The sequence below is a fragment of the Reyranella sp. CPCC 100927 genome (assembly GCF_007859315.1).
Lineage (GTDB): Bacteria > Pseudomonadota > Alphaproteobacteria > Reyranellales > Reyranellaceae > Vineibacter.
This window is the reverse complement of record NZ_VOHA01000003.1, coordinates 376,303-395,592: the sequence shown is the minus strand read 5'-3', so window position 1 is coordinate 395,592 and position 19,290 is coordinate 376,303. Positions and strand designations below refer to the sequence as shown.

At 65.9% G+C, this 19,290-nt stretch carries 20 protein-coding genes; 10 read left to right on the top strand and 10 right to left on the bottom strand.

All coding sequences use genetic code 11. From position 1 onward, the window contains the following. Positions 1–6: 6 nt before the first annotated feature. A complete protein-coding gene (rpoH, locus tag FQU96_RS11340; RefSeq protein WP_146541197.1) occupies positions 7–897 on the top strand; it encodes an RNA polymerase sigma factor RpoH in 891 nt (296 codons plus the stop codon). A gap of 67 nt (positions 898–964) precedes the next feature. Here rpoH and FQU96_RS11335 read toward each other — a convergent pair whose 3' ends face one another. Both FQU96_RS11335 and FQU96_RS11330 read right to left on the bottom strand, forming a co-directional pair. Beyond that, a complete protein-coding gene (locus FQU96_RS11335) occupies positions 965–1,534 on the bottom strand; it encodes a GDYXXLXY domain-containing protein (RefSeq protein ID WP_146541195.1) in 570 nt (189 codons plus the stop codon). Then, the gene (locus FQU96_RS11330) at positions 1,531–2,703 is read right to left on the bottom strand and encodes a DUF2157 domain-containing protein (protein ID WP_146541193.1); all 1,173 of its coding nucleotides are present in this window, start codon (positions 2,701–2,703) and stop codon (positions 1,531–1,533) included. The genes FQU96_RS11335 and FQU96_RS11330 overlap by 4 nt, the downstream gene beginning before the upstream one ends. 311 nt (positions 2,704–3,014) lie before the next feature. Here FQU96_RS11330 and FQU96_RS11325 point away from each other — a divergent pair, with 311 nt between their 5' ends. Both FQU96_RS11325 and FQU96_RS11320 read left to right on the top strand, forming a co-directional pair. Beyond that, entirely contained in the window at positions 3,015–3,605 is a 591-nt protein-coding gene (locus FQU96_RS11325; protein ID WP_146541191.1) for a hypothetical protein, read from the top strand. A gap of 114 nt (positions 3,606–3,719) precedes the next feature. Then, the gene (locus FQU96_RS11320; protein WP_146541189.1) at positions 3,720–4,259 is read left to right on the top strand and encodes a hypothetical protein; all 540 of its coding nucleotides are present in this window, start codon (positions 3,720–3,722) and stop codon (positions 4,257–4,259) included. A gap of 333 nt (positions 4,260–4,592) precedes the next feature. On the opposite strand, the gene FQU96_RS11315 is transcribed toward FQU96_RS11320, so the two are convergent. Further along, a complete protein-coding gene (locus FQU96_RS11315) occupies positions 4,593–5,885 on the bottom strand; it encodes an adenylosuccinate synthase (RefSeq protein ID WP_146541187.1) in 1,293 nt (430 codons plus the stop codon). A 215-nt stretch (positions 5,886–6,100) separates the two neighbouring features. Between FQU96_RS11315 and FQU96_RS11310 the strand changes: the two genes are divergently transcribed. Next, positions 6,101–7,321: an ATP phosphoribosyltransferase regulatory subunit gene (locus FQU96_RS11310; RefSeq protein WP_218574681.1), complete on the top strand. Its 1,221-nt coding sequence runs from the start codon at positions 6,101–6,103 to the stop codon at positions 7,319–7,321. A gap of 189 nt (positions 7,322–7,510) precedes the next feature. Here the strand turns inward: FQU96_RS11310 and FQU96_RS11305 are convergent, their stop codons facing one another. From FQU96_RS11305 to folK, 4 genes are all read right to left on the bottom strand, one after another. Beyond that, positions 7,511–8,284, bottom strand: coding sequence for a crotonase/enoyl-CoA hydratase family protein (locus tag FQU96_RS11305; RefSeq protein ID WP_146541185.1), 774 nt, complete (start codon positions 8,282–8,284; stop codon positions 7,511–7,513). Between the two features lie 112 nt (positions 8,285–8,396). Next, the gene (locus tag FQU96_RS11300; RefSeq protein WP_146541183.1) at positions 8,397–10,565 is read right to left on the bottom strand and encodes a bifunctional (p)ppGpp synthetase/guanosine-3',5'-bis(diphosphate) 3'-pyrophosphohydrolase; all 2,169 of its coding nucleotides are present in this window, start codon (positions 10,563–10,565) and stop codon (positions 8,397–8,399) included. A gap of 158 nt (positions 10,566–10,723) precedes the next feature. Next, complete coding sequence (gene rpoZ, locus FQU96_RS11295; protein ID WP_146541181.1) at positions 10,724–11,089, bottom strand: DNA-directed RNA polymerase subunit omega; 366 nt, start codon at positions 11,087–11,089, stop codon at positions 10,724–10,726. A gap of 77 nt (positions 11,090–11,166) precedes the next feature. Continuing rightward, positions 11,167–11,673 carry a 2-amino-4-hydroxy-6-hydroxymethyldihydropteridine diphosphokinase gene (gene folK / locus FQU96_RS11290; RefSeq protein WP_146541179.1) on the bottom strand — a complete coding sequence of 169 codons (507 nt, stop codon included), beginning with the start codon at positions 11,671–11,673 and terminating at the stop codon, positions 11,167–11,169. Between the two features lie 199 nt (positions 11,674–11,872). Between folK and FQU96_RS11285 the strand changes: the two genes are divergently transcribed. From FQU96_RS11285 to FQU96_RS11275, 3 genes are all read left to right on the top strand, one after another. Continuing rightward, the gene (locus FQU96_RS11285) at positions 11,873–12,490 is read left to right on the top strand and encodes an NYN domain-containing protein (RefSeq protein WP_146541177.1); all 618 of its coding nucleotides are present in this window, start codon (positions 11,873–11,875) and stop codon (positions 12,488–12,490) included. A gap of 81 nt (positions 12,491–12,571) precedes the next feature. Continuing rightward, entirely contained in the window at positions 12,572–13,243 is a 672-nt protein-coding gene (locus tag FQU96_RS11280) for a uracil-DNA glycosylase (RefSeq protein WP_146541175.1), read from the top strand. Positions 13,244–13,245: 2 nt separating this feature from the next. Beyond that, positions 13,246–13,833, top strand: coding sequence for a hypothetical protein (locus FQU96_RS11275; RefSeq protein ID WP_146541173.1), 588 nt, complete (start codon positions 13,246–13,248; stop codon positions 13,831–13,833). A 179-nt stretch (positions 13,834–14,012) separates the two neighbouring features. On the opposite strand, the gene FQU96_RS11270 is transcribed toward FQU96_RS11275, so the two are convergent. Next, positions 14,013–14,939, bottom strand: coding sequence for a LysR substrate-binding domain-containing protein (locus FQU96_RS11270; protein ID WP_146541171.1), 927 nt, complete (start codon positions 14,937–14,939; stop codon positions 14,013–14,015). A 114-nt stretch (positions 14,940–15,053) separates the two neighbouring features. On the opposite strand from FQU96_RS11270, the gene FQU96_RS11265 reads away from it, so the two are divergent. From FQU96_RS11265 to FQU96_RS11255, 3 genes are read left to right on the top strand one after another with little or no spacing between them, the layout of a single operon-like run. Beyond that, positions 15,054–15,656: a VOC family protein gene (locus tag FQU96_RS11265; RefSeq protein ID WP_146541169.1), complete on the top strand. Its 603-nt coding sequence runs from the start codon at positions 15,054–15,056 to the stop codon at positions 15,654–15,656. 55 nt (positions 15,657–15,711) lie between these two features. Then, entirely contained in the window at positions 15,712–16,725 is a 1,014-nt protein-coding gene (locus tag FQU96_RS11260) for a tripartite tricarboxylate transporter substrate binding protein (protein WP_146541167.1), read from the top strand. 31 nt (positions 16,726–16,756) lie between these two features. Continuing rightward, positions 16,757–17,962 (top strand): FAD-dependent monooxygenase, encoded by a 1,206-nt coding sequence (locus FQU96_RS11255; protein ID WP_146541165.1) that lies wholly within the window; start codon positions 16,757–16,759, stop codon positions 17,960–17,962. A 31-nt stretch (positions 17,963–17,993) separates the two neighbouring features. Here FQU96_RS11255 and FQU96_RS11250 read toward each other — a convergent pair whose 3' ends face one another. Both FQU96_RS11250 and FQU96_RS11245 read right to left on the bottom strand, forming a co-directional pair. Continuing rightward, positions 17,994–18,476, bottom strand: a complete 483-nt coding sequence (locus FQU96_RS11250) for a glutathione peroxidase (protein ID WP_146541163.1) — start codon at positions 18,474–18,476, stop codon at positions 17,994–17,996. Positions 18,477–18,487: 11 nt separating this feature from the next. Then, entirely contained in the window at positions 18,488–19,285 is a 798-nt protein-coding gene (locus tag FQU96_RS11245) for a 2-keto-4-pentenoate hydratase (RefSeq protein ID WP_146541161.1), read from the bottom strand. Positions 19,286–19,290 lie beyond the last annotated feature (5 nt).

Below are 19,290 nucleotides of genomic sequence, written 5' to 3'. Positions count from 1 at the left end.
GAGATCATGGCCACTGCTGCTGCCCTACCTGCTGTTGTCAGCCTGTCGCCGGACGGCAATCTGACACGCTATCTGCAGGAAATTCGGAAATTCCCGATGCTTGCCCCGGACGAGGAGTACATCCTCGCCAAGCGCTGGCGCGAGCACAACGACAGCAACGCGGCGCACAAGCTGGTCACGTCGCATCTGCGGCTGGTCGCCAAGATCGCCATGGGCTATCGCGGCTATGGCCTGCCGATCGGCGAGCTGATCTCCGAAGGCAATGTCGGCATGATGCAAGCGGTCAAACGCTTCGATCCGGATCGCGGTTTCCGCTTGGCGACCTATGCCATGTGGTGGATCCGCGCTTCGATCCAGGAATACATCCTGCACAGCTGGTCGCTGGTGAAGATGGGCACCACGGCGGCGCAGAAGAAGCTGTTCTTCAATCTGCGCAAGATCAAAGGCCAGATGCAGGCGATCGACGACGGCGATCTCAATCCCGACCAGGTGAAGAAGATCGCCACCCGGCTGGGCGTGCCCGAGGACGAGGTGGTCAACATGAACCGCCGCCTCACGGCGCCCGACCAGTCGCTCAACGCACCGACCCGCACCGATGGCGAGTCGGAGTGGCAGGATTGGCTGGTCGATGATTCGCCGGACCAGGAGGCGCGGTTCTCGGAGAACCAGGAGCTCGAACAGCGCCGTTCGCTGCTGACCGACGCCATGCGCACCCTGTCGGACCGCGAACGGCACATCCTGACACAGCGCCGGCTGATCGAGGAGCCCAAGACGCTCGAGGATCTGTCCGACGAGTTCAAGATCAGCCGCGAGCGCGTGCGCCAGATCGAGGTCCGCGCCTTCGAGAAGCTGCAGCGTGCCATGAAGAACGCCGTGGTACAGGCGGCACGGCCGTAACCGCGAAACCTGTTTCCATCCCGCGCCGCGGGACAGTCTGGAGAGGGCCGGCTCTGCCGGCCCTCTTCTATTGGGCGAAGTAGGCGTCGACCGTCTTGCCGTCGATATGCCAGGCCTTGACGCTGGCGCGACCGGTTTCCATGACGGCGAGGTCGATGGTCAGCTGCACCTTGCCGGACGCCAGCAGACGTTCGAGTTCCCGCGCGTGCCGCTCCGGCACATAGAGCCGCCCGCTCGCGACACCGGCCGGTGTAAACTGCAGCCGACGCTCGTCCAGCTGGATGCGACGCGCTTCGGGCAGCACCTCGCCCCAGCCCTTCAGCACGAGGGCACAGCCTGCCGTTGAGGCCTCGGTCCCGTCTGCTGCCAGCGGCCGCACGCGGGCCGGCGCATCGGCTGGCGCGGTCACCACGCACAGCCGCTCGGTGCGACCGACGAACGTGATCTCCGCGTTCCAGTCAAAGCGGTAGACCAGGTAGTGGCCGCGCAGCATGTCGCGCGGATCGTAGCCACGGATGGCGACGCGCACCACCTGGGCATTGGCAATGCGATGTTCGGCATCGCCGACCATGGCCGCCAGCACCGCGATCGGCAACGCCAGCGCCGCAATCACCAGGACCATCATCATGCGCTTCATATCGCAGCCTCCACCGGCCGGCCGGCGCGCCGCGCGATGTGCCAGCCCAGTGCCGCGAACGCGAGGCACAACAGCCCGCCGCCGATCAGCCCGAGGCCGGTGTTCAGCAGCCCGCCGAACGCCTCCCAGTAGATGATGAAGACGCGGATCGTGATCACGGCAAACGCCAGCACGAACAGCGTGCGCCGTCCCGCGCGCAAGGCGAGCCAACTCACCACGCCCCAGAAGACGATGAAGACAAGAGCCGCGCCCAGCGCCGGCAGCCTGTCCGTGAGACTCCAGGTCGAGTGCGTGGTGTCGTTGGCGCCGGCCAATTTCCAGATCAGCATGGAGGCCAGCCAGACACCCAACCCAGCCAGCACGATCGCCATCAGCGGCGTGGCAGCATCATCGCCGCGGCGCCGTTCGCGCAGGAGCAGCGCCATCACCAGCAGGCTCGCCATGATCGCCGCGATGGTCCCGACCTCTTCACGTGGCCGGAACACGATGACCTGCGGCACGCTGGCGGCGAACAACAGCGCCAGCACGGCGCAAGCGACGATCGCGTCGGCCTGGCCGCGCGTCGTTGCGAACCAGCCCCGCACGATGCCGACCACCACCAGAAGAAGGGCTGGGACCCAGGTCATCACGATGACGGCGTCGCCGTGCAGCAGCCGGCCGAGCAGGCGATCCAGGGCTTCGATGGAGCTCAGGTAGGTGATCGTCGCAGCCGCGGCCCAGGCAACGCCCAGCACGCGCGATCGCGTGACCAGGGCAATGAAGGGTGTGCAGATCGCCATCCACAGCAGCAGCGCCTGCCAGGCTGGACCGTCGAGCTGGTAGACTTGGCTGATCAGCGCAATGCCGCTCAGCACCAGGCCCGACAGGACGATCGCCAGGATTTCCCGGGTCTTTTCCCACCCGCGCTGCCAGGACACGAAGAGCGCGGCGGCCGCGCCGACATTCAGCGCCAGGTTGACGGTGATCTTCAGCCAGCCGGGGATCCGTTCCCAGTTCGCCGCGACCACGGCCAGCACGCCCATCCCAATGGCGAAAGCGCCCAGACCGGCCAGCGCCCAGAGCCAGACCGGGCGCGCCTGCGCCCGCTCCCAGTCGACAATGCGCTGCGCACCGGCCGCGTCGATCAGCCCGGCGCCTTGCCAGCGCGACAGATAACGATTGGCAAACATCGGGCTTATATGAGTATATACTCACTTATTGTCAAGGCCGCTCGTCTCAGTGACTCACAGTCGCATTCGATTTCGCTGTCATTGCGAGCAAAGCGAGCCCTGGGAGCGCGGGCGTCCCGCCCGCATCAAGGCGAAAGCTTTGCTTTCGCAAGACATGAGCGGGCGGGACGCCCGCGCTCCCAGGAGTGATCGGGTTTCTCGCGGTTCAATCGCAGTGACAGGTGTGGCAGCATTGACAATAAGTGACTGTTCCCTCATATTTAATCAAACGACCAAGGACCGAAATGCGAAGCCCAGGACGTTGGCCGGCGATGCTGGCGACATGTGTTGCATTGGTCCTCGGCACGCCGGTGGCGGCGCAATCCGGGCCCCCCTCGTCAGCGGAAGATGCGAGCCGCCGCGTCCTGAAACTGATCGAGAGCCTGAAGACCAATCAGGACATCACCCCGGAGCGGGTCGAAAAGTTTACCGGTGTGAAGCTCATCTCTCCGGTCGAATCGATATCCGAGTGGATCGACAGCAGCGGCAGGAAGCACACCCAGCGCAGCAGCGATCCCGCCGGTGCCGCAGCCTCCGGAAAGCTGATCCCACCATGGCTCTATCATCTGCAGATCTATCGCTATCCACCGGAGAAGACGCGTGCCCGGCTCGATCTGTCATTCGTTCCGGGGTCAACGGCCGATCTCGACACGACGGACATGACCCCGGTCTGCACCTTCGACTACGACGCCCATGCGGCCGCTTTCAGGGATATGGGATTCAAGGAGAGCACCATCTTCGGCTCGCACGGCAGCCGTCGCGGCAAGATGTTTTCGCGGGGCGAGATCAACGTACATGTTTATCCAGGCGGGCGGCCGAACGCGGCCGGCCGTGCTTGCGTGTGGATGATCAACGTCGAGTAGCCGCGTTCGTCGGTAACCGGTCCGGCGTCGACCATCACGTGTCGCCAGATGCCGGCTGCGGAAGCTGCGGCGGCAAGGCCGCCCGCAAGCTGGGCAAATACATGGGAGCAATAGATGACAAACCTGTTGTCACGTCGATCAACACTGCACATCGCCACCGGCGCCATCCTCCTCGGCGCGGGTTTCGTCAGGCCGGCCACCGCCGAAACCTTTCCCGGTACCGAGGCCGGCGCCCGCGCGCTGCTGATGCAGTTCCTGCCGAATGCGAAGACCGACAAGGCGGCCGTGATGCGCACGCTGCGGCCCGCGGCCGCCGACTACCGCGCCGTCTACCAGGATCCGCTCGCCGGCCGGCTCGAGCAGGAACACCGCAAGATCTGGGACGCAGGTACGGTGCTGGCGGGTAAACCGGAACAGACGGAGTTGCTGCTCCTCGTCGTGCGCACGGACGATCTGATCGACGGCAAGCCGGCGCTCGCGGAGTTCCCCGGCGGCTACAGGAAGGTCGTGGGCGACATGAAGCGCGGGCTGCCCATCGCACGCTTCAAGTTCGTCCAACCCGGTTCGACGACCGGCATGGCGTTCGACGGTCTGGTCCATGTCAACGGCCGTTGGGTGCTGATCCCCAAGCCCTGGACGGCGGCCGCGTCCTGACGCTCAGCCGTTAGCTGGAATGCTGGTTGCCGATGTCATCCCGAGCGCAGCGAGGGATCTCCCGCGAATGGCGCACTGTGCGTCCTCCGCAGGAGATCCCTCGCTACGCTCGGGATGACCGGCGCTAGAACGATTCATCGTGTGATGGAGTCGCCATTTGCCGTCGTCCTGAGCGCAGCGAAGGACCTTGCGGTGGATCGCTCAAAGAGCGTCGGCGCTGGTGATCAGCGGCGCCGACAGCGGCTATACCAACACCGCAGGATCCTTCGCTTCGCTCAGGATGACAGCGGCGGCCGACCAGGCCTCTCCGCTTCTATCAAAACGTGAAGCGCGCTAGTCGGCGAACGGATCCTGCATCAGGATCGTGTCGTCGCGCTCCGGCGAGGTCGACAGCAGCGCCACCGGACAGCCGATCAGTTCCTCCAGCCGGCGCACGTACTTGATCGCCGCCGCCGGAAGCTGAACCCACGAGCGCGCGCCGCGGGTGCTCTGCTGCCAACCTTCGAAGGTCTCGTAGACCGGCTCGATCTTGGCCTGCGCGTCCATGGTGAAGGGAAAGCGCTCGATGGTCTTGCCGCCGAGCTTGTAGGCCGTGCAGACCTTCACCTCGGACATGCCATCCAGCACGTCGAGCTTGGTCAGCGCCACGCCGTCCATGCCGTTGAGCTTCACCGCCTGGCGCACCATGACCGCATCGAACCAGCCGCAGCGCCGCTTGCGGCCGGTGTTGACGCCGTACTCGTGGCCGCGCTGCTGCAGGCCATCGCCGATGGCGTCGAACAGCTCGGTCGGGAACGGGCCGTCGCCGACCCGCGTCGTGTAGGCCTTGGCGATCCCCAGCACATAGCCGACGCTGCCGTTACCCAGGCCGCTGCCGATCATCGCCTGCGCCGCCACCGTGTTCGATGACGTCACGTAGGGGTACGTGCCGTGATCGATATCCAGCATCGTCGCCTGCGCACCCTCGAACAGAATGCGCTTGCCGCCGCGCCGCAGCCCGTCGAGGCGCTCCCAGACATCCTCCGCAAACGGCAGGATCTTCGGGGCGATATCGAGCAGCTCCTTCAGGAGCGCGTCGCGAGACACGAGATCGCGTCCGAGCCCCTGTCGCAGGGCGTTGTGGTGCGCGAGCAGCGTATCGACCTTGCGCGCCAGGACCTCCGGTTCCGAGAGGTCGCCGACTCGAATGGCACGCCGGCCGACCTTGTCCTCGTAGGCCGGCCCGATGCCGCGCCGCGTGGTGCCGATGCGGATCACACCCGGCACGTCCTCGCGCCAGCCGTCGAGGTCGCGGTGCAGCGGCAGGATCAGCACGGCGTGGTTGGCCACGCGCAAAGTATCGGGCGTGACCTTGACACCCTGCTGCGCCAGCTTGTCGATCTCGGCCACGAAATGCCAGGGATCGACCACGACACCGTTGCCGATCACTGACAACTTGCCCGGCCGCACGACGCCGGAGGGCAACAGCGAGAGCTTGTAGGTCTGGTTGCCGATGACGAGCGTATGGCCGGCATTGTGACCGCCCTGGAAGCGCACCACGACCTCGGCGCGTTCCGACAGCCAGTCCACGATCTTGCCTTTGCCCTCGTCGCCCCACTGGGCGCCGACCACTGCCACGTTAGCCATCGCATGGTTCCTGCATAGTCATGCGCGCACACCGCACGCACGAAAAACGCCCCTCCCGGCAAAGGGCCGTGAGGGGCGTGAAGCCGTCTAGCACGGCCGGCCGCGCCGCGGAAACCCGATTTTATCCCCCTCTGCCGGCGCCGGCGCCACGCGGGTACTTCGCGCCTTCCGTCCCGCCCCCGCATCCGCTACACCCGCCGCATGGAGAAGATCGGGTGAGCGTTTCCGACACACCACATCGCGGCCTGCTGCCGGCCGGCTTGAGCGACATGCTGCCGCCGGAAGCGGCACGCGAATCGCGCGCCATGGAACTGGTGATCGGCCGCCTGGCCGCGCACGGGTATCAGCGCGTCAAGCCGCCCCTGGTCGAATTCGAGGAGTCCCTGCTGGGCGGCCCCGGTGCGGCGCTGGCCAAGGACACGTTCCGTCTGATGGACCCGGTATCGCAGCGCATGATGGGCGTACGCCCTGACATGACGGTCCAGGTGGCGCGCATCGCCGTGACGCGGCTGAAGGACGCAGCGCGCCCCCTGCGCCTCAGCTACGCCGGCAACGTCATCCGGGTGCGCGGCACGCAGCTGCGGCCCGAACGGCAATTCGCCCAGGTCGGCGCCGAGTTGTTCGGGCCCGATTCGGCCGAGGCCGATGCCGAGGCCGTGCTGCTGGCGGTCGAGGCGCTACGCGCCGTGGGGGTTGCGAACCTGTCGGTCGACCTCAATCTGCCGACCCTGGTGACGGCGGTGTGCCGCGCCCTGGCGCTGCCCGGCCCCGTCGTGGCTCGCCTGCGTCGAGCACTGGAAGGCAAGGACGAAGACGGCGTGCGCCGCGCGCTGGAGACGCAGGGACCAGGCGATTCGACGGCGCTGTTCGTCGGCCTGCTGCGCAGCGTCGGGCCGGCGGACAGTGGCATCGCCGCCCTGCAGGCGTTGGGCCTGCCGTCTGAGGCGCGTATCGAGGCTGAACGCCTGGCTGCCGCCGTGAACCTGGTGCGCGCGGCGGCCCCCGACCTGCGCCTGACGATCGACCCGGTCGAGTATCGCGGCCTGGAGTACCAGACCGGCGTGAGCTTCACGTTCTACGCCCTGGAGACACGCGGCGAACTGGGCCGCGGCGGCCGCTACCGCGCCGGCTATCCCGAGGATATCGCCGATCCGTCCGTGGTGCCGTTCACGCCGCCCCCCAGCGACACAGGGCAGACGGAAGCGGCCACCGGCTTCACCCTGTTCATGGACACGGTGTCGAGCGCGGCGAACGTCGAGGTACCGGGAAAGCGTCTCTACGTGCCGGCCGGCGTCGCCTGGGGCGACCTCGCAGCCTGGCAGCGCGATGGCTACCTGACTGTGCGCGGCTTCGATCCGGTCAGCGACATCAAGGAAGAGGCCCGGCGGCTGGGCTGCAGCCACGCCGTGATCGGCGGCCAGCCGATCGCCCTCTGACCCCTGGGAGCGCATGAACCTCACCCTGAGGAGCGGCCCGACAGGCCGCGTCTCGAAGGGTGGGCAACAGCACAGTCGCTGCGAACACGCCTTTCTACGACTCCGTCTGTAGCCCATCCTTCGAGACGGCCGCTCTGCGCGGCCTCCTCAGGATGAGGTTGGTGGCTGGATTATCGCCAAAGTTAGCGCCTATGAGCGCGGAGCGTCCCGCCACGCTCCCGCCGCGTAGCGCTGCAGGCCGCCGATCATTTCGCCCGTGCGGATCGTCGCGATCCCGTGGTCAAACTCGTTGGCGATCGCATCCGTCATCGGCATCGGCCATTGCTGGTAGGATGACAGACGGTCGCTGCGCATCGCCGCCTGCGGCAGTGCCGACAGGCTGCGCGCCAGCGCGATCGCCTCCGGTAGCGCCTGTCCGGGCGGCACCAGGCGATTGGCAAGGCCCATACGCCGCGCCTCCTCTCCCGACACACCGCGGCCGGTGAGGATCAGATCGAGCGCATGGCTGTGCCCCAGCAGCCGGGCCAGACGGATGGTGCCGCCGTCCATCAACGGGATCCCCCAGCGCCGGCAGAACACGCCGAACACCGCGTTGTCCGCTGCCACCCGCAGATCGCACCACGCCGCGAGTTCCAGCCCGCCCGCCACCGCGTGGCCTTCGATCGCGGCGATCACGGGTTTGCCCAGCAGCATGCGCGTGACGCCGCAGGGCCCATCGCCGTCGGGCTCGACGCGGATGCGCTTGGCCGGGTCACGCTCGATCATCGATTTCAGGTCGTTGCCGGCACAGAACCGGCCATTGGCCCCTGTCAGGACGGCGACGGCAAGATCGACGTCGGCGTCGAAACGCCGGAACGCGTCGGCCAGCGCCGCCGCCGTAGGGCCGTCGATGGCGTTGGATACTTCGGGGCGATCAAGGGTGACGATGACAATCGGCCCATCGACCTCATAGCGCACGCTCATGACGTGTCCTCCGGAAAGCTTGGTAAAGCCCCCGGACACTGCGCATCGCGATGGCGTCTGACAAAAGAAACGGACGGGCCGCTACGTGAGCGGCATTCACCTGATGGCGGGTTCAGGCGCGCGCGCGCTCGACGGCGTTGATGGCGGGTGTCGCGCGCAACGCGGCGGTGATGTCGGCCAGGTGGCGGGCGTCCGACACCTCGATATCCAACAACATGTCGAAGAAGTCGGATGAACGGTTGGTGATCTTGAGGTTGATGATGTTGCCGTCATTGCGGGCAATCACCGTCGACAGGCTCGACAGCGTGCCGGTGCGATTTTCCACGGTCACGCGCAGGCGGCCGACATACTTGCTGCCGTTGTCCGTGCTGCCCTGCCAGCCGACATCGATCCAGCGCTCCGGCTGGTGCGCAAAGCTTTCCAGCGTCTCGCAGTCAATGGTGTGGATCGTCACCCCCTTGCCGGTGGTGATGATGCCCACGATGCGATCGCCCGGCAGCGGGTGGCAGCAGCGTGCGAAGTGCACCGCCATGCCCGGGATCAGGCCGCGCACGGCAATCGAAGGATCCTCGGGCGACGCCTCGCCGCCCTCGCGCAGGCGGGCACGCGCCCGCGCGATCGGCACGACATCGGCGCTGGCTTTGTGCGCCCGCGATTTCAGGCCGGGATAGACCGCATGCACGACCTCGCGCGCCGGTACCAGGGCGGCGCCGACGGCGGCGTAGAGATCGTCGATCGACTGCTGCTTGAAGTTGGCCAGTACGTCGTGCAGGCCCTTCTCCGTCATCGCCTCGCCGGCCTCGTTGAAGGCCTTGTGCAGCAGTGACTTGCCCAGGCTGAGATATTGTTCGCGCTGCTTCAGCCGCACGTAGCGGCGGATCGCCGCCTTGGCCTTGCCGGTGACGACGAAGCGCTCCCAGGTCGGCGACGGCGTCTGCGCCTTGGACGTGACGATCTCGACCTGATCGCCGTTCTGCAGCGGCGTGCGCAGCGGCACCATGCGGCCGTTGACCTTGGCGCCGACGCAGGTATCGCCGACCTGGCTGTGCACGGCATAGGCGAAGTCGACCGGCGTGGCGCCGCGCGGCAAGGTGTGCAGATCGCCCTTGGGGGTGAAGCAGAACACCTGGTCCTGGAACATCTCGAGCTTGGTGTGCTCGAGGAATTCCTCCGGCCCCGACGCCTTGTCCAGGATGTCGAGCAGGTCGCGCATCCAACGGTATTGCCGGCCCTCGGTGGTCGCTGCGCCTTCCTTGTAGGCCCAGTGCGCCGCCGCGCCGTGCTCGGAGATGTCATGCATCTCCTCGGTGCGGATCTGGACTTCGATGCGGTTGCCGCGCGGGCCGTGCAGGCCGGAATGCAGCGAACTGTAACCGTTGGGCTTGGGGACCGAGATGTAGTCCTTGAACCGGTTGGGCACCGTGCGATAGCGGCCATGCAGGGCGCCCAGCGCGGCGTAGCAGCTCTGCACGCTGTCGACCACGACGCGGAATGCCATGATGTCCGACAATTGCTCGAAGGACACGTTCTTGCTGCGCATCTTGCGCCAGATCGAATACGGTGTCTTTTCGCGGCCGGTCACTTCGGCCTCGATGCCGGCCTCCTTCAAGGCCGAGCGCAGCTCCTCGCAGATGTCGGGCACCAGGGTGCGGCCATGCTCGCGCAGGAACTGCAGGCGGTTGACCACCGATTCGCGGCCTTCCGGATTGAGTTCCGCGAAGGCCATGTCCTCAAGCTGCTCCTTGACGTGCTCCATGCCGATGCGCGAGGCCAACGGCGCGTAGATGTCCATGGTCTCGCGCGCGATGCGCCGCCGCTTGTCGGGATCCTTGATGAACCGCAGGGTCTGCATGTTGTGCAGCCGGTCGGCGAGCTTGATCAGCAGTACGCGAATATCGTCGGACATCGCCACTACCAGCTTGCGGAAATTCTCCGCATGCTTGGTGTCATCCGACTGCAACTGCAGGCGCGACAGTTTGGTGACGCCGTCGACCAGCTTGGCGATCTGAGGGCCGAACAGCTGCTCGATCTCTTCCAGTGTCGCGTCGGTATCCTCGACGGTGTCGTGCAGCAGGCCGGTGACGATCGACGCCGAGTCCAGCCGCATGTCCGCCAGAAGGCCGGCGACCTCGACGGGGTGCGAGAAATACGGGTCGCCCGATGCGCGCGTCTGCGCGCCGTGCTTGCGCAGCCCGTAGACATAGGCGCGATTCAGCAGATCCTCGTCCGCCTTGGGATCATAGGATTTCACCCGTTCGACCAGTTCGAACTGCCGAATCATGCGCCGCGCTCGACCTCCAGTGATAAATATAACCATCGGAGCATGTCGCCGCCATGGCGCCGGCGACGATGCACTCCAGTGATGCGCGCGGCGGCGACAAGAAAAGCGCCGGTCGACAGAGCCGACCGGCGCTTGCAAAGACGGAAGACGGCCAGCGCTTACGGCTGATCGGTGTCGTCGTAGTCTTCGGCCGGCAGCGGACGCGGCTGCGACGCCTCGGCGCCCTGCTGGGCCAGGGTCGCAGCCAGATGCTCCTCGAGCTCCAGCATCTCGTTGCCCTCCTCGGGCTTGTCGACCTCGCCCTCCTTCTGCAGGCCCTTCACGATCTTCTCGTGCAGGACCTCGAGGTCGAGCTTCTGGTCGGCAATCTCACGCAGGGCCACGACGGGATTCTTGTCCCGGTCACGGTCGATCAGCAGCGGTTCGCCGGACGAGATGTTGCGGGCGCGCTGGGCCGCCAGCATCACCAGATCGAAACGGTTGGGGACCTGCACAATGCAGTCCTCGACGGTTACGCGGGCCATGGAGCACTCCGGAAACGGGGGAAGGAGGGGATACAGGTGCTGCCACAAAATTGCAAGGAGAGCAGCCAGCCAGGCACTTAACCATCCAGCGGAGCGATTTGTTGCGCCGGCGGCAGGGCAGCGATCAGCGCCGTGATCGGTTCGTGCAGAACCGGGTGCCGCCACGTCGGCACCAGTTCCGCCAGGGGAAGCAGCACAAACGCCCGCTGATGCAATCTCACATGAGGAAGATTAATTAATCTATTGTTATTATTTGATATAATCACATTATTATAATCCAACAAATCAAGATCAATCCATCGCGGCGCGTCGCGTTCACTGCGGACGCGCCCGAAGGCATCCTCGACCCGGTGCAGAGCGGCCAGCGTCGCTTCCGGACCTAAACCGGTATGAACTTCAGCTACGGCGTTGATATACCAGGGCTGATCGGATTCAGGCACGGGACTGGTGCGATACCAACGCGAGCGTCGTGCCGGCATAACGCCGATGGCGGCCAAACGCTGCAGGGCCAGTGCCAGAGTTTGGCGCGGGCTACCATGACGCGGATGATCAAGATTGGCGCCCAATCCGATGAAGATAGACATGCTTCTGCGCTCCGCCCCGGACCATCTGCACTTAATGTGCGTCAGGGCAAAAAAGCGAGTGATTTCAGCAGGTTTCGGCCTTGCGGCCGGTTGCCGGCGTCGGTTACATTGATATCAGTAACATGCACCAATTCGCAGCACCGGTCATAATGGCAGCCGGTCGATCTCATAAGTCCCCCTCGTATTAAGGAAAGCGCCGATGAAAAGTCATTTCTATGCCGAGGAGCGGATCGCCCTCTTCATCGATGGCGCCAATCTCTATTCCGCGGCCCGGGCGCTCGGTTTCGACATCGATTATCGCAAGCTCCTGAAGGTGTTTCGCGACCGCGGCCGGCTGGTGCGCGCCTACTACTACACGGCGTTGGTCGAGGACCAGGAGTACTCACCGATCCGCCCCCTGGTCGATTGGCTGGACTACAACGGCTACACCATGGTGACCAAGCCGACCAAGGAATTCACCGACGCCATGGGCCGGCGCAAGATCAAGGGTAACATGGATATCGAGCTGGCCATCGATGTCCTGGAGATGGCCGAAAACCTCGATCACGTGGTGCTGTTCTCCGGTGACGGCGACTTCCGGCGGCTGGTCGAGGCGGTCCAGCGCAAGGGACTGCGCGTCTCCGTGGTCAGCACCATCAAGTCGGCACCGCCGATGGTGGCCGATGAGCTGCGCCGCCAGGCCGACGAGTTCATCGAACTCGCTGAGCTGGCCCCCCTGATCGCGCGCTCGCCCAGCGAGCGGCCGAATCGGCAGGGAGCGCCCGGCGGCAGCCGCGAAGGCGATCTCGACGACGAGCAGATGGTGCGTTCGGCCTGAGCCGACCAGTCGCACGCAGCCGGCGCACCGGGCGCCGGTTCGTGCTAGAGCCTTGGGTGTCCTCTTGGGAGCGCACCCCCGGTGTCATCTGCTGCTGTACCTTCGACTGAAGTCTTCGCACCGCCTCCACGCGACTGTGACGGCTGTCCGCGGCTGGTCGAGTTCCGCCAGCGCCATCGGGCTGCCTTCACCGACTGGCACAACGCGCCTGTTCCCTCCTTCGGCCCGCTGGAAGCCCGCCTGCTGATCGTGGGCCTGGCGCCCGGCCTGCGGGGCGCCAATCGCACGGGCCGGCCGTTCACCGGCGACTATGCCGGCGACCTGCTCTACTCGACCCTGCTGACATTCGGCCTTGCTGAAGGCGTCTACCGTGCCGATCCCAACGACAGCCTGACACTGAAGGATGCGCGCATCGCCAACGCGGTGCGCTGCGTGCCCCCCGAGAACAAGCCGCTGCCGGCCGAGTTCACCACGTGCCGGCCCTTCCTGCGCAGCGAGATCGCGGCGATGACGAACCTGCGCGTCTTCGTGGCGCTGGGCAAAGGGGCCCACGACCAGACGCTGCGTACGCTGGGCGTGAAGTCGTTGGCACGCTATCCGTTCATCCATGGCCGCCTGCACGAGCTGCCCGACGGGCGCGTGCTGGCCGACAGCTATCATTGCTCGCGCTACAACACCAACACCGGCCGCCTGACGGAAGCGATGTTCCACGACGTCTTTCGCGCCGTGGCCGACCGGCTGCGCCAGGCCTGATCATGGCGGCCGACGACCCGCTGCTGGCAGCCGCACTGGCGCACCACCGCCAGCCGCACCGCGCCTACCACGACGCCCGCCATGTTCTTGAGCTGCTCGAGCTGGCGCAGACCCATGCGCCCGACCTGACGGCCGCCGAACGGCTGGCGATCCTGTTCCATGACGCAGTCTATGTGCCGGGCGCGCCGCGGGGTGAAAACGAAGGGCTATCGGCGCTCCTGATGCGCGCCACCGTGTTCGCGCTCGACCGTGCCGGCGCCGCACCGGCGCCCTCACCCGCCGTCGTCGCCGACGCCGACACCATCGTCCGCGCCACGACGCACGCCCAGCCGCCGCCACCGCTGGCGGCTCGCATGTGCGACCTCGATCTGTGGCGACTGGCCGCACCGTGGGACGACTTCGTCCGCCACGGTGAGGATATCCGCTACGAGTTCCGCTACCTGCATCCGTCCGACGACGCGTTCTGGGCAGGACGCAAATCGTTCTACGGCAGCATGCTTCAGAAGCCGGAGATCTTCGCGACGGACTATTTTCGTCAGCACTTCGAAGAGCGGGCCCGCGAGAATCTGAGGCGCGCGATCGAACTCTAGTACCCGGAATCACGCGTCACTGATACAGCTGTCATCCCGAGCGTAGCGAGGGATCTTCTGCAAGTGACGCACGGGTGCGCTTGCATCAAAAGATCCCTCGCTGCGCTCGGGATGACAGTCCCGAGTCACACTCGAGCGATAGCGGGTACTAGCGCGCCGGCGCATCCGGCATATCGCGCTCAAGCCATGGCGATCCCATGCGCGGGCATGGACGCGAAGTCGAGGACAAGCCGGTCAATCAGGGCACGCACGGCCGGCAGCAAGCCGCGCCGCGTGGGAAAGACCGCATGGACGATACCACCCGGCAACGTCCATTGCGGGAGCAACACCTCGACCTCGCCGCTCTCGACCTGCTCGCGAACGAGCAGTTCCGGCAGTACGGCGACACCAAGGCCATCGACCGTCGCCTGACGCAGCATCAGCAGATCATCGGTGATCAATCGCGGCCGGTGGTTGATCGTCGCAACGTTCTCGTCGGGCCCCGTGAACCGCCAGCCGTGATCGCGGCCAGGACCAACCATATCCAGCGTCTCGAAGCGGGACAGATCCGCCGGAAGGGCCGGCCGGCCGAGACGATCAACAAGCGCGCGGCTGGCCACCAGCACGTTGCCGCGCCCGGCCAGCGTCCGCACGACCAGACCGGTCTCATCCAGCGGCGGCACACGGACACGCAGCGCGATGTCGAAGCCGTCTTCAATGACGTCGACGGCACGGTTTGTCGCCTCGATATGCAGGCGAACCCGAGGATGATCGGCCAGAAAACGAGTCATGCTTCTGGCCACCGTGCTCTGCAGCAACGGCGCCGGGCACACGATGCGTACCAGGCCCTGCGGCTCCGCCCGCACGCGGTCGATCACCTCTTGCGCCATTTCCGCTTCCGCAATGACGGCCTGACAGTGTCGGTGATAGGCCCAGCCGACGTCCGTCACCGAGAAGCCCCGGGTGGTGCGCTGGATCAGCCGGACGCCCAGGCGATCCTCAAGGGCGGCGATGCGGCGACTGAGCTTGGACTTGGGAATGCCCAGCCGACGCGCCGCCGCCGTGAACCCGCGGTGCTCGATGACACGCGCGAAGTAGTGCAAATCGTCCAGATGGTGGAGATCCATCGCCCCGATCCAATTGTCCTACATATAGAACAGTAATTCGCGAAATTGCCATCTTCCAGGCCAAACCCATCAATATTAGGACAAAAGTCATCAACCCCGGGAGGGTCCCAAGGAATGGCCGAGACGCACAACAGCGCCGACCCGACAAAACCGAGCGAACGCATCGCGGTGCCGGATCGACTGGCGCACATCGTCCTGCGGACCGGGGCCAAACGGACGTTGATGGACTGGTACGCGACCGTGCTGGGTGCGCACATTGTCTTCGAGAACGCGTTCATCGGTTTTCTGACGTACGACGAGGAGCACCACCGGATCGCGGTAATCGAGGAGCCGAACCTAGAAGCCAGCGCACAGCCGACCGCGGGCCTGCACCACGTCGCCTTCACCTACCTCAACCTGCAGGACCTGCTGCAGACCTACAGCCGTCTGAAGGCGGTGGGCATCAGGCCAGCCCACGCCATCAACCATGGTCCCACCACGTCCCTTTATTACCGGGATCCGGACGGAAACAGCGTCGAGCTTCAAATCGACAATTTCGCCTCGGCCGCCGAGGCCGCCGAGGCCGCCGCGTGGTTCGCGTCCGACGCTTTCGCCATCAACCCCATCGGAGTCGACTTCGATCCCGAGGATCTGTTGGCCCGTTTCCAGGCTGGCGTCCCTCTATCCGACCTCACACGACGAGCGGAGATCGGCCCGCGCGGACTGCCCGTGCGCTAGGCCTGTCACCCAAGACCCGTGCCACGCGAGACCCGGGAACCCTAAAGGATACAGCATGCCGTCAGACCACATCGGGCCGCGCCCGAAGCGTCGCGCGCTGAGCCGCCGTGCCCTGTTGGCCGCATCGGCAACGACGGCACTCGTGTACCCGACGCTGTCGCGCGCCAATGCATGGCCGACGCGGCCGGTGCGAATGATCATCCCCAGTCCTCCCGCCGGGCCTGCGGATCTGTACGGCCGCCTGCTGTCAGAGCATTTCGCGCGGACCTTCGGTGGCAGCTTCGTCGTCGATAACCGACCCGGTGCCTCGGGCGCGGTGGCCGCCGCGGCGCTGGCGCGCGCCGAACCAGACGGCCATACGCTGCTGATCGGTTCCAACAGCACGTTCGTGCTGACGCCTTTGACGCTGAAGCGCCCGGGCTTCGATCCGCAACGCGATTTCGCACCGATCGGCCTGTTGACGAGCTACGCGATGTACCTCGTCGGGCGACCCAATCTGCCGTTTCGCGACATCGCGGGACTGGTGCAACACGCGCGTGCCCATCCGGGGCGGCTGAACTATGCCAGCTTCGGCGTCGGCAGCGTCGGTTACATGGCTCACGAAGTGCTGCGCCGACGCGCCGGCATCGACGTCGAGCATGTCGGCTATCCCGGCACCGCAGCCGTTCTGCAGGCACTGATGCGCGGTGAAGCGGACTACGGCTTCGACAGCGTCGGCAACGCCCAACCTCATGTCGATGCCGGCAAGCTGCTGCCGCTGGCAGTATCGACCGCCGAACGGGCGGCGCGCGTGCCCCAGGTGCCGACGATAGCCGAGGCCGGCTTCCCGCAGTTCGACCTGCGCATCTGGCTCGGGCTGGTGGCACCGGCGGGAACCGCGCCATCCATCGTGCACAAGCTCAATGCCGAAATCGAACGCTTTGCCGCGCTGCCCGAAACCCGGAAGCGATTCGAGGACAGTGCCTACGATGCGACGACCGAGTCTTCCGAAGCCATGACGGCGCGTCTGGTCAAGGAGCGCCGCTTCTGGGCCGACATCGTGCGCGAAGCACGGATCGAACTCGATTAACCCCCACCATACGAACGAAGCAGGACCTGCCATGAACGCACGCGCGAGAAAACGCATCCTGATCGCCGGCGGCGGCATTGGTGGTCTCACATTGGCCCTGGCATTGCTGAGGCGCGGTTTCGAGGTCGAAGTCTACGAACAGGCGCAGGCACTGCGCGAGGTCGGCGCCGGCCTGCATGTCAGTTCCAACGGGATGCTGGTGCTGGCCGCACTCGGTGTCGCCGATCGCGCCATGGCGCTGGCAGCGACGCCGCGTCGGCGCGAGATCCGGCTGTGGAATACCGGGCAATCCTGGACGACATTCGATCCCGGCGCCGAGGCAAACGCCACCTACGGCCATCCTCACGTCACCATGTACCGGCCGGACCTGCTGGAGATCCTGGCGCAGGCCGTACAAGACGCCGCGCCGACGGCAATCCGCCTTGGTCGAACAGTCGTGGGCTGCACACAGGACGCCAGCGGCGCCGTCCTGCACTTCACCGATGGCAACCAGGCCAGGGGTGATGTGCTGGTCGGCGCCGACGGCATCCACTCCGTCATCCGCCGCGCACTGCACGGTGCCGACGACGCGACATTCACCGGCCTCGCCGTGTGGCGCGGCGTTATCCCGGCTGATCGCTTGCCGGATGATCTGGTTCGACCGGTTGCCGCCAATTGGATCGGCCCCGGACGCCACGTCGTGCAATACCCCGTCCGCCGCGGCGAGCTGATCAATTTCGGTGGTGTCGTCGAGCGCGACGATTGGCACAGCGAGTCGTGGACCACGCCGGGCACGCATGCCGACATGTACCGAGATTTCACCGGCTGGCATGCCGATATCCGGACGCTGATCGGCGCCATCGAACAGCCTTTCGTATGGGCGCTCAAGCTGCGGCGTCCCCTGACGCAGTGGTCGCGCGGCCGTATCACCCTGTTGGGCGACGCCTGCCATCCGACACTGCCGTTCCTGGCGCAGGGCGCCGTGATGGCGATCGAGGACGCGTTCGTACTGGCACGGGCGCTCGAGGTTTACGGCAGCGACGTCGTGTCGGCCCTGCGAGCCTACGAGGCGGCACGACAGGAGAGAACGGCGCGTATCGTGGAAGGGTCCGCCGCCAACACGCGGCGGTTCCACAATCCGGCCCTGGCCGATCCCAGTGGAGCCCAGGCCTACGTCGAACGCGAGTTCGCCGAACCGCGGCTACGGGAGCGCTTCGACTGGATCTACCGCTACGATGCCAGCACGGTACCGGTCTGAGAACTGACCGGCTGCATCGCCGGCGTGCGGATCACTTGGCCGCCAGCGCCGTCTCGACGGCACCGACGATCTCCTTCGACATCGGCGCGACGCGGCTGGGCCAGGCATCGATCAATGCGCCGTCCTTGCCGATCAGGTATTTGTGGAAGTTCCACTTCGGTGCCGCGCCCTCGCCCAGCTGTTCGGCAATCCAGCGGTAGAGCGGATGGGCCTTGCCGCCGATCACCGTCTGCTTGGCTGTCATCGGGAAGTTCACCCCGAAGCGGGTCTCGCAGAAGCGCTTGATCTCGCCTTCGCCGCCCGGCTCCTGGGCACCGAAATCATTCGACGGCACGCCCAGCACGACCAGGCCCTTGGGTCCCATCTTTTCGTGAAGCTCCTGCAGCCCGGCATACTGCGGCGTGAACCCGCAGGCCGATGCGACGTTGACCAGCAGGATCGGGCGACCGGCAAAATCCTTCAACGGAAGCGGCGCACCATCGATCGAGGTGAATGAAAAATCGGCGGCGGACATGTGATGCCTCCCTATTCGAACGTCACCCGCGTTTCACCGGTTCCAACGAACTCCGATACGGCAAGGCCCGGTCCGGCGAGGAACTGCGGCGCGTGGGTCGAGCCGGTGAGCACCAGGTCGCCGGCGCGCAGAGCCTTGCCGTGCGCCAGCAGCTGGTTGGCGAGCCACGCCAGCGAGGTCAAGGGATGCCCCATGACGTTGGCACCCGGTCCGGCTGCAAGCTCCTTGCCGTCATGCAAGGAGCGGCCGTGCAGTGCGGCCAGATCGAGCGCTTGCCAGTTGGCGATCTCGGGACCAACGATGCAGGCGCCCTGGAGGAACTCGTCGGCAATGCGCGACTTGCCGTCGGCCTTGGAAACGTCGACGAAGCGGTTTTCGACCACCTCCATGCCGCAATAGAGCGCACCGACGAACGGCTTGATCGATTCGCGATCGTACACCGTGGCACTCGCCGGAACTGTACGTGCGATCCGCGCGACGACTTCGCACTCGATCCCATACTTCAGCAAAGAGCCTTTCGGAAAGCTCACCCCCGATGCCTTGATGCCGCTCTGGTAGATACCGGCGAAGGCCGGGCCGGACAGGCCGATCGGCTGATACTGCGCTGGCAGGGTGGCGGCAACCTTCCAGCCCGCGATCCGATCGGCACCCGACGTCGTCAGCCTGTCATGCACCGCGAACTGCACCTTGTACGCATCCGCTTCGGTGCCGTTCGCCAAGGCGCCCGGCAGGAAATCAATCACCGTCTTCTTCTGGCGCGCAGCGGCAATCTTGTCGGCAAGGGCGGCAATGTCGGCATCGGTCATCATGGCTG

Excerpts from the sequence above, each read along its gene's own strand:
- rpoH (WP_146541197.1), top strand. The coding sequence starts at position 7 with ATGGCCACTGCTGCTGCCCTACCTGCTGTTGTCAGCCTGTCGCCGGAC.
- FQU96_RS11335 (WP_146541195.1), bottom strand. The coding sequence starts at position 1,534 with ATGAAGCGCATGATGATGGTCCTGGTGATTGCGGCGCTGGCGTTGCCG.
- FQU96_RS11330 (WP_146541193.1), bottom strand. The coding sequence starts at position 2,703 with ATGTTTGCCAATCGTTATCTGTCGCGCTGGCAAGGCGCCGGGCTGATC.
- FQU96_RS11325 (WP_146541191.1), top strand. The coding sequence starts at position 3,015 with ATGCTGGCGACATGTGTTGCATTGGTCCTCGGCACGCCGGTGGCGGCG.
- FQU96_RS11320 (WP_146541189.1), top strand. The coding sequence starts at position 3,720 with ATGACAAACCTGTTGTCACGTCGATCAACACTGCACATCGCCACCGGC.
- FQU96_RS11315 (WP_146541187.1), bottom strand. The coding sequence starts at position 5,885 with ATGGCTAACGTGGCAGTGGTCGGCGCCCAGTGGGGCGACGAGGGCAAA.
- FQU96_RS11305 (WP_146541185.1), bottom strand. The coding sequence starts at position 8,284 with ATGAGCGTGCGCTATGAGGTCGATGGGCCGATTGTCATCGTCACCCTT.
- FQU96_RS11300 (WP_146541183.1), bottom strand. The coding sequence starts at position 10,565 with ATGATTCGGCAGTTCGAACTGGTCGAACGGGTGAAATCCTATGATCCC.
- rpoZ (WP_146541181.1), bottom strand. The coding sequence starts at position 11,089 with ATGGCCCGCGTAACCGTCGAGGACTGCATTGTGCAGGTCCCCAACCGT.
- folK (WP_146541179.1), bottom strand. The coding sequence starts at position 11,673 with ATGTCTATCTTCATCGGATTGGGCGCCAATCTTGATCATCCGCGTCAT.
- FQU96_RS11285 (WP_146541177.1), top strand. The coding sequence starts at position 11,873 with ATGAAAAGTCATTTCTATGCCGAGGAGCGGATCGCCCTCTTCATCGAT.
- FQU96_RS11275 (WP_146541173.1), top strand. The coding sequence starts at position 13,246 with ATGGCGGCCGACGACCCGCTGCTGGCAGCCGCACTGGCGCACCACCGC.
- FQU96_RS11270 (WP_146541171.1), bottom strand. The coding sequence starts at position 14,939 with ATGGATCTCCACCATCTGGACGATTTGCACTACTTCGCGCGTGTCATC.
- FQU96_RS11265 (WP_146541169.1), top strand. The coding sequence starts at position 15,054 with ATGGCCGAGACGCACAACAGCGCCGACCCGACAAAACCGAGCGAACGC.
- FQU96_RS11260 (WP_146541167.1), top strand. The coding sequence starts at position 15,712 with ATGCCGTCAGACCACATCGGGCCGCGCCCGAAGCGTCGCGCGCTGAGC.
- FQU96_RS11255 (WP_146541165.1), top strand. The coding sequence starts at position 16,757 with ATGAACGCACGCGCGAGAAAACGCATCCTGATCGCCGGCGGCGGCATT.
- FQU96_RS11250 (WP_146541163.1), bottom strand. The coding sequence starts at position 18,476 with ATGTCCGCCGCCGATTTTTCATTCACCTCGATCGATGGTGCGCCGCTT.
- FQU96_RS11245 (WP_146541161.1), bottom strand. The coding sequence starts at position 19,285 with ATGATGACCGATGCCGACATTGCCGCCCTTGCCGACAAGATTGCCGCT.